This window comes from Streptomyces sp. NPDC005805, assembly GCF_040630445.1.
In the GTDB taxonomy this organism is placed as follows: Bacteria; Actinomycetota; Actinomycetes; order Streptomycetales; family Streptomycetaceae; genus Streptomyces.
In genome coordinates this window covers 1-11,774 of the sequence record NZ_JBEXXN010000093.1, presented here as the reverse complement: position 1 = coordinate 11,774, position 11,774 = coordinate 1, and the positions used below count along the sequence as shown (strand labels likewise).

Here is an 11,774-nt window from a genome sequence, read left to right as displayed (position 1 = left end):
AACTCTTCCGGATAGGGCTTGGGCACAGCGACATCCTTCCCACCTGCCTCACAGGGCAAGCCAGTTCAGATGTCACCCGATCGTGCACCAGACCCAGATGCCCACCGCCCCACAGCCGAGGACTCCACCCGGCGGCCGCCAAGCGCGCATGACGACCTATCAGAAACCACCCCGTTCGTGCGTCGAACGTGCGTCACGTGCGTCAGATATCGCACCTAACGCACGTAACGCCCATAACGCACACTCGGAGAAACGCCAGGTCAGCGGCCCTTTTCGGCAGGTTCAAGGATCGCCACGCACTCCACATGATGCGTCATCGGAAACAGGTCGAACGCCCGCAGCGTCCGCGGCCGGTAGCCCGACTCACGGAAGTACGCCAGGTCGCGGGCCAGCGCCGCCGGGTCGCAGGCGACGTAGGCGATGCGGCGGGCGCCGAGGCCCGCGAGGTGGCGGACGGTCTGCTTGCCGGCGCCCGCGCGGGGCGGGTCCAGGACGATGATGTCCACGTCCGTGATGCCCGTGCGCGGCAGGGCGGACTCCACCTTGCCCTGTTCGATGCGGACGCGGTCGAAGTGCTGGAGGTTGTGGCGGGCGTCCTCCACCGCGCGCTTGCCGGACTCGATGCCGAGGACCGCGCCCTTCTCGCCCACCCGGTCGGCGATCGCGCCCGCGAAGAGGCCGACGCCGCAGTAGAGGTCGAGCGCCATGTCGCCCTTGCGCGGCAGCAGGCCCTGCATCACGGCCTGGACCAGGAGGTCCGCCGCCTGGGGGTGGACCTGCCAGAAGCCGCCCATGCCCACCCGGTAGGTGCGGTCGTCCGCCCGCTCGCGGACGAAGGCGCGGCCGTGCACCCGGTGCACCGAGCCGTCGCGCTCCTCGACCCGCAGCACGGACACCGGCTTGTCGAGTTCGACCAGCGGCAGCCGGCCGCCGGGGCGCGGGGTCAGGACGACCTGGCGGTCGTGCGAGCCGGTCGCCGCGATCGCCTCCACCGACGCCATCTGCGGCCAGTCCTGCTTCTCGATGCCCAGTTCCGTCACGCCCGGGGCCGCGATCATGCAGTGGTCGACCGGCTGGACCTCGTGCGAGCGGTGCTTGCGCAGACCCGCCCGGCCCTCCGCGTCGATCGCGTACTGGACGCGGGTGCGCCAGGCCGGGACCTCGCCGGCCGGGACCTTGTCGCCCGGCGCGGGCATCACGGTGCCGTCCCAGCCCGCCTCCTCCGGGGTGAGGCCCGCCAGCCGCTGGAGCTGCTCCGCGATCACCTCGCCCTTGAAGCGGCGCTGCGCGCCCGGCTTGGCGTGCTGCCAGTCGCAGCCGCCGCACTTGCCCGGCCCGGAGAACGGGCAGGGCGCCTCGACGCGGTCCTTGGAGGCGTCGAGGACGGTCACCGCGTCGGCCCGCAGGAAGCGGGAGTCCTGCTCGCCCTCGGTGACGCGGGCGACGACCTTCTCCCCCGGCAGCGCGTGGCGGACGAAGAGCACACGGCCGCCGTCCGTGCGGGCGATGCAGTGGCCGCCGTGGGCGACGGGGCCGACCTCGACCTCGTACTCCTCCCCGACCAGCGACGTCTCGGGTGCGTTCGGCATGAGGGGGTGGCTCCAGAGTTCGGGGGCGGGAGGTCGGGAGGGTACGGGGTCGCGGGGGCGGACGCCGCCGTCACGACAACGACCCACCAGTCTACGGCCGCGCGGACGTCCCCGAGACCGCCCACCGGGCCGACCGGACCGGGCCGGACCTGAACAGACCGAGGGCCCGGACCAGACCGAGCGGGCCCCGCCCCGCCCCCTCACCCCTTCCCGCTCGGCTCCTTCGGCCGCCGGTCCACCGGCCCCCGCCGCACCGCGCCCGGCGCGCTCCAGTTCGCCCGCTTGCGGGCGCGGCGCTTCGCCGCCTCGGAGGACTCCAGCTGGTACGGCACCGAGGTCACCATGATCCCCGGGGTGAACAGCAGCCGGCCCTTGAGCCGCAGCGCGCTCTGGTTGTGGAGCAGGTGCTCGTACCAGTGGCCCACCACGTACTCCGGGATGATCACGCTCACCGCGTCCCGCGGGCTTTCCCGCCGCAGGCTCTTCACGTACTCGATCACCGGGCGGGTGATCTCGCGGTACGGGGAGTCCAGGACCTTCAGCGGGACGTTGATGCCCCGCCGCTCCCACTCCTCCCGCAGCGCCCGCGTCTCGTCGGCGTCGACGTTGACGCTGAGCGCCTCCAGCTTGTCGGAGCGCATCAGCTGCGCGTACGACAGGGCCCGCAAGGTGGGGCGGTGGACCTTGGAGACCAGGACGATGGAGTGGACCCGGGAGGGGCGCACGGTGTCGTCGGCGGGCTCGTCGGGGGCGGCGATCTCGTCCGAGACCCGGTCGTAGTGCTTGCGGATCGCGGTCATCGTCCCGAAGAAGATGACCATGCCGAGCAGCGCGACCCACGCGCCGTGCGTGAACTTGGTGGCGAGGACGACGACCAGCACCAGCCCGGTGAAGAACGCGCCGAAGGCGTTGATCGCCCGGGAGCGGATCATGTGCCGGCGCTTGGCCTTGTTGCGCTCGGTCCTCAGATGCCGGTTCCAGTGCCGGACCATGCCGGTCTGGCTCAGGGTGAAGGAGACGAAGACGCCGACGATGTAGAGCTGGATCAGCCGGGTCGAGTCGGCGTCGTAGATCCACACCAGCAGGATCGCCGCACCGGCCAGCAGCACGATGCCGTTGGAGAAGGCGAGGCGGTCGCCGCGGGTGTGGAGCTGGCGGGGCAGATAGCGGTCCTGGGCGAGGATCGAGCCGAGCAGCGGGAAGCCGTTGTACGCGGTGTTCGCGGCGAGGAAGAGCACCAGCGCGGTGGCCACCGCCAGCAGGACGAAGAAGAAGGTGCCGTCGCCGAAGACGGCCGCCGCGACCTGGGAGATCACCGGGTGCTGGACGTACTCCGGGCCGACCGGAACGCCGTCGCGGAAGAGGTCCTTCGCCGGGTACTCGGCCATCTTCACGTGGCTGGCCATGGCGAGGCCGATGATGCCGCAGAACATGGTGACCGCGAGGCCGCCCATGAGCAGCAGGGTGGTGGCCGCGTTCCGGCTCTTGGGCTTGCGGAAGGCGGGGACGCCGTTGCTGATCGCCTCGACGCCGGTGAGCGCGGCGCAGCCGGAGGAGAAGGCCCGCAGCAGCAGGAAGACCAGGGCGAAGCCGGCGAGTCCGGGGTGCTCCGGTTTGATCTCGTACTCGGCGGTCGGGGCGCGCATGGTGTCGTCGAGGACGAGGCCCCGGAACGCGCCCCAGGCGATCATCAGGAAGACCGCGCCGACGAAGACGTAGGTGGGGATGGCGAAGAGCTTGCCGGACTCCCGGACGCCGCGCAGGTTCATCAGCGTCAGCAGCACGATTATCACGGTGGCGCTGAGGACCTTGTGCTCGACGACGAAGTCGACCGCGGAGCCGAGGTTCTCCACACCGGCGGAGATGGAGACGGCGACGGTGAGCACGTAGTCGACGAGCAGGGCGCTGGCGACGGTGAGGCCGGCCTTGGGGCCGAGGTTGGTGTTGGCCACCTCGTAGTCCCCGCCGCCGCTCGGGTAGGCGTGCACGTTCTGGCGGTACGAGGCGACGACGGTGAACATCAGGACCACGACGGCCGCGGCGATCCAGGGACTGAAGTGGTAGGCCGACACACCCGCGATGGACAGGACCAGCAGGACTTCGCCCGGTGCGTACGCCACGGAGGACAGCGGGTCGGAGGCGAAGACGGGGAGTGCGATGCGCTTCGGGAGGAGGGTCTCCCCGAGTCTGTCGCTGCGCAGGGCCCGGCCGATCAGAATCCGTTTGGGCAGGTCGGTCAGTTTGGACACGGAGAGGATCGTAAGCGTTCGAAATGAGCCGAACCCACTCACCACCCTTGCCTTAACGGATTCCTGTCGGGTCCCTTGGCGGATTCCTGTCGGGTCCTGACGCAACGGCACCCCGCCACCACGGGCGGTGCACCCGCTGCCGTGCGTGCTTAGCTGGTCCCGTGGTCTGAGACCCTTGGGGGCTTCGGACGCGTGAGGGATTTCGAGACAGCCGGAAGGACGGTCGTGCACATCGTCATCATGGGGTGCGGGCGCGTGGGGGCCACTCTCGCACAGACCCTGGAGCAGCAGGGGCACACGGTCGCCGTCGTCGACCGGGACCCCACCGCCTTCCGCCGCCTGGGATCGGGGTTCGGGGGCCGGCGCGTCACCGGCGTCGGCTTCGACCAGGACACCCTGCGCGAGGCGGGGATCGAGGACGCGGGCGCCTTCGCCGCGGTCAGCAGCGGTGACAATTCCAACATCATCGCGGCCCGGGTGGCGCGCGAGATGTTCGGCATCGAGAACGTCGCCGCCCGGATCTACGACCCGCGCCGCGCCGAGGTCTACCAGCGTCTCGGCATCCCGACCGTGGCCACGGTCCGCTGGACGGCCGACCAGATGCTGCGGCGGCTGCTGCCGTCGGGCGCGGAGCCGCTGTGGCGCGATCCGAGCGGTGCCGTGCAGCTGGCCGAGGTGCACACCTCGCCGGCGTGGATCGGGCACCGGATCAGCCGGCTGCAGGAGGAGACGGGCGTCCGCGTCGCGTATCTCACCCGGCTCGGCGAGGCGATCCTGCCGACCTCGGCGACCGTCCTCCAGGACGGCGACCTGGTGCACGTGATGATGCGTACGGAGGAGATCGGGAAGGTCGAGGCGGCCTTCGCCGAGGGCCCCGAGGAGGGCGGTCACTGATGCGGGTGGCTATTGCGGGCGCGGGCGCGGTCGGCCGGTCCATCGCGGGCGAGCTGCTGGAGAACGGCCACGAGGTCCTGCTGATCGACAAGGCGCCCACCGCGATCTCGGTGGAGCGGGTGCCGCAGGCGGAGTGGCTGCTGGCGGACGCCTGCGAGATCACCTCGCTGGACGAGGCGGCGCTCCAGCGCTGCAACGTCGTCATCGCGGCGACCGGCGACGACAAGGTGAACCTGGTGGTCTCGCTGCTGGCGAAGACCGAGTACGCGGTGCCCCGGGTGGTCGCGCGGGTGAACAACCCGAAGAACGAGTGGCTCTTCAACGAGTCCTGGGGCGTGGACGTGGCGGTGTCCACACCGCGTCTGATGTCCGCGCTGGTGGAGGAGGCGGTGAGCGTCGGCGACCTGGTCCGGCTGCTGCGTTTCAGCCACGGCGACGCCAACCTGGTGGAGCTGACGCTGCCCCCGGAGTCGGCGCTCGCCGGGACCCGGGTCGGGGCGGTGGACTGGCCGCAGGACACCTCCCTGGTGACGATCATCCGCGGTTCGCGGGTGCTCACCCCGAGCAAGGAGGAGAGCCTGGAGGCCGGTGACGAGCTGCTGTTCGTGGCCGCCCAGGCGCGGGAGGAGCAGCTGGAGGAGCTGCTCTCGGTGCGCCGGGGGCCCGGGGACGACTGACCGCGCCGTGTGAACGCCGAGGGGCCCGGAACCGTGATCGGTTCCGGGCCCCTCGCGCACGCTTCAGCGGTTCAGGAGGACGGGGTCTCCCGCGCCGCGGCCGCCGCGGCCTCGCGCTCCTTCTCGGCCCGTTCCTCGGCCTCCATCTCGGCGAACACGTCGATCGGCGCGGGCGCCTTCGCCAGGAACACCCAGGTCAGCCAGACGGCGAGCAGGAACGGCGGGATCTTCAGCGCGACCAGGACCCAGCCGAGCTGGGTGGTGTCGGCCCACCAGTAGAGCGGGAAGAGGATCGCGCACTTGGCGAGCAGGATCAGGCCCCAGGCGTAACTGGCCTTGGTGTAGGCGCGCTTGCGGCCGGGGTTGCGGGTGCGCCAGGAGAGGTTCTCCTTGAACACCGGCCCGAGGATCAGCCCGATGAGCGGGACCCCGGCGGCGGCGGTGATCAGGTACGCGAGGGCGAGGCCCAGCGTGTAGATCATGCCGGGCAGGTAGAAGTCCTTGGCCTCGCCCGTCATCATCGCGAAGACCACACCGAAGCCGACGCCGAAGACGCCGCTGAAGGCGTGCTTGACGGTGTCCCTGCGGAGCAGGCGGACGACGACCAGCACCAGGGAGATGGCCAGCGCCGCGATCGCGGCGCTCTTCAGGTCCTTGTTGATCGTGTAGATCGTGACGAAGAGCAGGCCCGGCAGGACCGTCTCCACCATGCCGCGCACGCCGCCGAACGCCTCGAACAGCGCCGCCTCCGTGACCGCCTTGGAGTCGTCGGGCCCGGCGGCCGGGGCGCCGGGCGCGTCCTGCTGCGGGTCGTGGGGGGTGGGGGTCGGCTTGTCGACAGACGTCACCGGCTACTCCTGTCCCAGTGGTCGGAGTTCGTATTTGGGATTGAACAGCACCCGGCGGCCGTGGCTCATGGAGATCCGCCCGGAGGCGATCAGCCGCCGGCCCGGTTCGATGCCCACGATGGAACGGCGGCCGAGCCAGACGACGTCCAGCGGGGCCGTGCCGTCGAAGAGCTCCGCCTCCAGCGCGGGCACCCCGGCCCGTGGACGCAGGGTGACCGTGCGCAAGGTACCAGCGACCCGGACGATCTGCCGGTCACCGCAGTCGCAGATCCGGGTGCAGCCCGTGGCCTGCGCGTCCTCCTGGAGTTCCGCGGATTCGAGGTCCTGCTGCGAGGACGCGAGCCGGTCGAGCATACGGCGGAAGCGGCCCGCCGGGCGGCCCGTGCCCTCGCCCGGCGCCGTCTTCCCGGAGCGGGGTGTGGCACTCATACGGAAAGCCTACCGGCCCCTTCTCGACCGCATCGAGATCGGCCGTATCAACGTTCGAAGCGGTAGCCCATGCCCGGTTCGGTGACGAAGTGCCGGGGGTGCGAGGGGTCGGCCTCCAGCTTCCGCCGGAGCTGGGCCATGTAGACCCGCAGATAGTTGGTCTCCGTGCCGTAGGAGGGGCCCCAGACCTCCTGGAGGAGCTGCTTCTGGCTGACCAGCCGGCCGGTGTTGCGGACCAGCACCTCCAGCAGATGCCACTCGGTGGGGGTGAGCCGGATGTCGCGTCCGTCGCGGTGGACCTTCTTCGCGGCGAGGTCGACGGTGAAGGTCCCGCTCTCCACGACGGCCTCCGCCTCCCCGCCGCCGGCCGGCTCGACCCGGCGGACGGCGGCGCGCAGCCGGGCGAGGAGCTCGTCCATGCCGAAGGGCTTGGTGACGTAGTCGTCGGCGCCCGCGTCGAGGGCCTCGACCTTCTCGTCGGAGGAGTGGCGGGCCGAGAGGACGATCACGGGCACCCTGGTCCAGCCGCGCAGTCCGCGGATCACGTCGACGCCGTCCATGTCCGGCAGGCCGAGGTCGAGGACGACGACGTCGGGGTGGCGGGCGCCGGCGAGTTCGAGGGCGGTCGCGCCGTCGTGGGCGGAGTCCACCTCGTACTTGCGCGCCTTCAGGTTGATCACGAGGGCGCGCACGATCTGCGGCTCGTCGTCGACCACGAGCACCCGGGTCATGACCGGTCCGCCTTTCTTCGGTGCGGGTTTCCGCGCTGCGGGGTGGTGCGGTGAGGGGTTCGGCAGGGGCGCGGGCGGGGGCCGCGCGGCGGGCTCAGGTCCGGGCTCATGTCACGGCCTCCGCCGGGAGCCCGGGGGTGGCGCCCCCGCGTCCCTGGCCGGGCACCGCGACCAGGTCCAGGACCATGGTCATCCCGCCCCCGGGGGTGTCCTCGGCGGTGAGCGTCCCGCCCATCGCCTCCACGAAGCCCCGGGCCACGGCGAGCCCGAGGCCCACGCCGGCGCCGCGCGGGGCGTCCCCGTACCGCTGGAACGGCTCGAAGATCCGCTCCTTGGCGTCGTCGGGCACCCCGCCGCCCCGGTCCACGACCCGCAGCTCGACACGGTCGCCGAGGGCGCTGGCCGCGACGGCCACGGGCGCGCCGGGCGGGCTGTACTTGACCGCGTTCTCCACGATGTTGGCCACCGCGCGCTCCAGCAGCCCCCGGTCGACGGCGACCATCGGCAGGGACTCGGGGATGTCCAGGCCGACGCTCTCCGGCGGCACGCCCGCGAGCGCGAGGGGGATGACCTCGTCGAGGGAGGTCTCCCGGATCAGCGGGGTGACCGTGCCGGTCTGGAGGCGGGACATGTCGAGGAGGTTGCCCACCAGGTGGTCGAGGCGGTCGGCGCCCTGCTCGATCCCGGCGAGCAGTTCGGACTCGTCCTCCTCGGACCAGGCGACGTCGTCGGAGCGGAGCGAGGTGACGGCCGCCTTGATCCCGGCGAGCGGGGTGCGCAGGTCGTGGCTGACGGCGGCGAGCAGGGCGGTGCGTATCCGGTTGCCCTCGGCGAGGGCGCGGGCCGCCTCCGCCTCCCCCACCAGGCGCTGCCGGTCCAGGACGACGGCGGCCTGGGTGGCGAAGGCGGCCAGCACCCGCCGGTCCTCGGCGGGGAGCACCCGGCCGGAGAGGGCGAGGGCCATGTGGTCGCCGACGGGCATGTCCACGTCCGCGTCGTCGGGGCGGGCGGCGGGGGCCGGGCCGACGCTGGCGGTGCAGGTCCACGGGGTGAGGTCGTCGTCCCGTTCCAGCAGGGCCACGGACTCCATGGCGAAGGTCTCCCGGACCCGCTCCAGCAGGGCGTCGAGGGCGGTCTCGCCGCGCAGCACACTGCCGGCGAGGAAGGACAGGATCTCCGACTCGGCGCGCAGCCGGGCCGCCTGGTGGGTGCGCCGGGTCGCTATCCCGACGACGGAGGCGACCGCGGCGGCCACCGCGAAGAAGATCAGCAGGGCGACCAGGTTCTGCGGCTCGGCGATGTCCAGGGTGTGCGTCGGCGGCGTGAAGAAGTAGTTCAGCAGCAGGGACGCGGCGGCCGCCGAGGCGAGCGCGGGCAGCAGCCCGCCGAGCAGGGCCGCCATCACCGTCAGGAAGAGGAAGAGCAGCACGTCGTTGGCGAGCCCGGGCCCGTCCTCCAGGTGCCGCAGGACGACGGTGAGCAGCACCGGCGCGGCGACGCCGACGAGCCAGGCGGCGACGGTGCGGGGGCGGCCGATGCGCGCGCCCCGGGCGCCGGGCAGCCCCCGGCCCTTGCCGGCCTCGTCGTGGGTGACGATGTGCACGTCCAGGTCGGGGCCCGAGTCGCGGGCGACGCTCGCGCCGACGCCGGGGCCGAAGAGGTACTGCCAGGACTTGCGGCGGCTGGAGCCCAGCACGATCTGGGTGGCGTTGACGCCGCGCGCGAACTCCAGCAGCGCGGACGGTATGTCGTCGCCGATGACGTGGTGGAAGGTGCCGCCCAGGTCCTCGACCAGGGTGCGCTGGTCGCTCAGCTCCTTCGGGGAGGCGGAGGTCAGGCCGTCGCTGCGGGCGATGTACACGGCGAGGATCTCCCCGCCGGCCCCCTTGGCGGCCATCCGGGAGGCCCGGCGGATCAGGGTGCTGCCCTCGGGCCCGCCGGTCAGCCCGACGACGATGCGCTCCCGGGCCTGCCAGGTGGAGCGGATGTTGTGCTCGCCGCGGTACTGCTGGAGGTACTCGTCCACCCGGTCGGCGAGCCAGAGCAGGGCCAGCTCGCGCAGGGCGGTGAGGTTGCCGGGGCGGAAGTAGTTGGAGAGGGCCGCGTCGACCTCGTCGGGCCGGTAGATGTTGCCGTGCGCCATACGGCGGCGCAGGGCCTGCGGGGCCATGTCGACGAGTTCGATCTGCTCGGCCCGGCGTACGGCCTCGTCCGGCACGGTCTCCCGCTGGGGCACGCCGGTGATGGAGCGGACGACGTCGCCGAGGGACTCCAGGTGCTGGATGTTGACGGTCGAGATGACGTCGATCCCGGCCGCCAGCAGCTCCTCCACGTCCTGCCAGCGCTTGGCGTTGCGGGAGCCGGGGACGTTGGTGTGGGCGAGTTCGTCGACCAGGGCGACGGCGGGACGGCGGGCGATCACGGCCTCGACGTCCATCTCGGTGTACGTGCCCCCGCCGTGGGTCAGCTCGCGGCGGGGGACCTCCTCCAGCCCGTGCAGCAGCGCCAGGGTCCGGGGCCGGTCGTGGTGCTCGACGTAGCCGATGACGCAGTCGGTGCCGCGTTCGATGCGGCGCTGGGCCTCGGAGAGCATGGCGTAGGTCTTGCCCACGCCGGGCGCCGCGCCCAGGTAGATCCGCAGCTTGCCGCGTCCCATGGCCTCTGTGTCTTCCGTGCTTCCGTGTTCCGGGGGCCGTTCTCCGCGCGTCCGTGTCTCGCGGCCGCGCGGAGTCGAGACTACGTCCGCGGGCGGGTGGGCCGGGGCGCGGGCCGGTGGGCGGGGTCGTCCTTGACGGGATTCTGACGCGGGGCGGGGCGGGACGGGGCCCGGGTGCCGGGGGCTACTGCTCGGCGATCTTCCCGTCGCGCAGTTCGAGGACCCGGTCGGCCAGGTCCAGGAGCTGGGCGTCATGGGTCGCGACCAGCGCGGTGACGCCCTCGCTGCGGACCACGGCCCGCAGCAGCTCCATCACCGCGAGCCCGGTCTCGGCGTCGAGCTGGCCGGTCGGCTCGTCCGCGATCAGGAGCGCGGGGCGGTTGGCGAGGGCGCGGGCGACGGCGACGCGCTGCTGCTGTCCGCCGGACAGCTCCCCGGGCCGCTGGGCGGCGTGGTCGGCGAGCCCCACGAGGGCGAGCATCAGGGCGACGCGCTCCTCCCGCTCGCGCGGGTCGGCCTTGCGCAGCCGCAGCGGGACGCCGACGTTCTCGGCGGCGGTCAGGATCGGGATCAGCCCGAAGGACTGGAAGACGAAGCCGATGCGGTCGCGGCGCAGGGCGAGCAGCCCGTCCTCCCCGAGCCCGGCCAGCTCGGTGCCGTCGACCCGGATGCTGCCGCCGTCGGGGCTGTCGAGCCCGCCGACGAGGTTGAGCAGGGTGGTCTTGCCGGAACCGGAGCGGCCCTTGAGGGCGACGAGTTCGCCCCGCGGGATGTCGAAGGAGACCCCGCGCAGGGCGTGCACGGCGGACGCGCCGCTCCCGTACGACCGGTGCACGCCCGCCACCCGGACCATCGGCGCGGCCTCCACCACGACGGCGGCCCCGCCGTGCGCGCTGCTGCTCTCGGTCATACGCGAAGCCCCCCGTGCCCGCCGGATCGTGTGCCCGCACACTATGCGCGACCGCGTGAGCCAGGCAACGGCGGGGCGCGGCACCGCGCGGGCGCCTTGCACACCGACCGGGCCAGCGGGGACCGGACCGCGCCGGGCGCGAGGCGCAGGGCCGGCCCGCGGGGACGGGACGGCCCACGCCGACCGGGCCAGCGGGGACCGGCCCACGCCGGGCCGGCCCGCGAGGACGAGACGACCCACACCGACCGGGCCCACGGGGACCGGACCGCGCCGGGCGCGAGGCGCAGGGCGGGCCCGCGGGGACGAGACGGCCCACGCCGGACGGGCCAGCGGGGACCGGCCCACGCCGGGCCGGGGCGATGGGCCACCGAAGCGGTGCAGCGGCCCCCGGGGGCCGGCCGGCCCGCGGGGACGGGACGGACCGCGCCGGGCGCGAGGCGCAGGGCGGGCCCGCGGGGACGGGACGGCCCACGCCGGGCGGGCCAGCGAGGACGGGACGGCCCGCCCGCCGGGGCGGCCCGCGAGGACGAGACGACCCACGCCGGGCGGGCCAGCGAGGACGGGACGGCCCGCGCGCCGGGGCGATGGGCCGCCGAAGCGGGGGCAGCGGCCCCCGGGGGCCGGCCGGCCCACGAGGACGGGACGGACCGCGCCGGGCGCGAGGCGCAGGGCGGGCCCCCGAGGACGGGACGACCCACGCCGGGCGGGCCAGCGAGGACGGGACGGCCCGCGCGCCGGGGCGATGGGCCGCCGAAGCGGGGGCAGCGGCCCCCGGGGCCGGGCGACCCGCC

At 73.3% G+C, this 11,774-nt stretch carries 9 protein-coding genes; 2 read left to right on the top strand and 7 right to left on the bottom strand.

Features of this window, described 5'->3' with window-relative positions; all coding sequences use genetic code 11:
- Positions 1–260: 260 nt before the first annotated feature.
- Both ABZ457_RS29835 and ABZ457_RS29830 read right to left on the bottom strand, forming a co-directional pair.
- The gene (locus ABZ457_RS29835) at positions 261–1,589 is read right to left on the bottom strand and encodes a class I SAM-dependent RNA methyltransferase (protein ID WP_359163951.1); all 1,329 of its coding nucleotides are present in this window, start codon (positions 1,587–1,589) and stop codon (positions 261–263) included.
- A 200-nt stretch (positions 1,590–1,789) separates the two neighbouring features.
- Entirely contained in the window at positions 1,790–3,838 is a 2,049-nt protein-coding gene (locus tag ABZ457_RS29830) for an APC family permease (protein WP_359163948.1), read from the bottom strand.
- 225 nt (positions 3,839–4,063) lie between these two features.
- Between ABZ457_RS29830 and ABZ457_RS29825 the strand changes: the two genes are divergently transcribed.
- The gene (locus ABZ457_RS29825) at positions 4,064–4,732 is read left to right on the top strand and encodes a TrkA family potassium uptake protein (protein ID WP_359163945.1); all 669 of its coding nucleotides are present in this window, start codon (positions 4,064–4,066) and stop codon (positions 4,730–4,732) included.
- Positions 4,732–5,409 carry a TrkA family potassium uptake protein gene (locus tag ABZ457_RS29820; protein WP_359163942.1) on the top strand — a complete coding sequence of 226 codons (678 nt, stop codon included), beginning with the start codon at positions 4,732–4,734 and terminating at the stop codon, positions 5,407–5,409. The genes ABZ457_RS29825 and ABZ457_RS29820 overlap by 1 nt, the downstream gene beginning before the upstream one ends.
- 71 nt (positions 5,410–5,480) lie before the next feature.
- Here the strand turns inward: ABZ457_RS29820 and ABZ457_RS29815 are convergent, their stop codons facing one another.
- From ABZ457_RS29815 to ABZ457_RS29795, 5 genes are all read right to left on the bottom strand, one after another.
- Entirely contained in the window at positions 5,481–6,257 is a 777-nt protein-coding gene (locus ABZ457_RS29815) for a DUF3159 domain-containing protein (RefSeq protein ID WP_359163939.1), read from the bottom strand.
- A 3-nt stretch (positions 6,258–6,260) separates the two neighbouring features.
- Positions 6,261–6,686: an OB-fold nucleic acid binding domain-containing protein gene (locus tag ABZ457_RS29810; RefSeq protein ID WP_359163936.1), complete on the bottom strand. Its 426-nt coding sequence runs from the start codon at positions 6,684–6,686 to the stop codon at positions 6,261–6,263.
- 47 nt (positions 6,687–6,733) lie between these two features.
- On the bottom strand, positions 6,734–7,417 hold the full coding sequence (locus tag ABZ457_RS29805) for a response regulator (protein ID WP_359163933.1): 684 nt from the start codon (positions 7,415–7,417) through the stop codon (positions 6,734–6,736).
- Between the two features lie 106 nt (positions 7,418–7,523).
- The gene (locus ABZ457_RS29800; protein WP_359163930.1) at positions 7,524–10,073 is read right to left on the bottom strand and encodes a sensor histidine kinase KdpD; all 2,550 of its coding nucleotides are present in this window, start codon (positions 10,071–10,073) and stop codon (positions 7,524–7,526) included.
- A gap of 184 nt (positions 10,074–10,257) precedes the next feature.
- Positions 10,258–10,983, bottom strand: coding sequence for an ABC transporter ATP-binding protein (locus tag ABZ457_RS29795; RefSeq protein WP_359163927.1), 726 nt, complete (start codon positions 10,981–10,983; stop codon positions 10,258–10,260).
- Between the last annotated feature and the right edge of the window lie 791 nt (positions 10,984–11,774).

What these genes read in the sequence shown, in the direction of transcription:
- ABZ457_RS29835 (WP_359163951.1), bottom strand. Translation starts at nt 1,589, where the DNA reads ATGCCGAACGCACCCGAGACGTCGCTGGTCGGGGAGGAGTACGAGGTC.
- ABZ457_RS29820 (WP_359163942.1), top strand. Translation starts at nt 4,732, where the DNA reads ATGCGGGTGGCTATTGCGGGCGCGGGCGCGGTCGGCCGGTCCATCGCG.
- ABZ457_RS29810 (WP_359163936.1), bottom strand. Translation starts at nt 6,686, where the DNA reads ATGAGTGCCACACCCCGCTCCGGGAAGACGGCGCCGGGCGAGGGCACG.
- ABZ457_RS29805 (WP_359163933.1), bottom strand. Translation starts at nt 7,417, where the DNA reads ATGACCCGGGTGCTCGTGGTCGACGACGAGCCGCAGATCGTGCGCGCC.
- ABZ457_RS29800 (WP_359163930.1), bottom strand. Translation starts at nt 10,073, where the DNA reads ATGGGACGCGGCAAGCTGCGGATCTACCTGGGCGCGGCGCCCGGCGTG.
- ABZ457_RS29795 (WP_359163927.1), bottom strand. Translation starts at nt 10,983, where the DNA reads ATGACCGAGAGCAGCAGCGCGCACGGCGGGGCCGCCGTCGTGGTGGAG.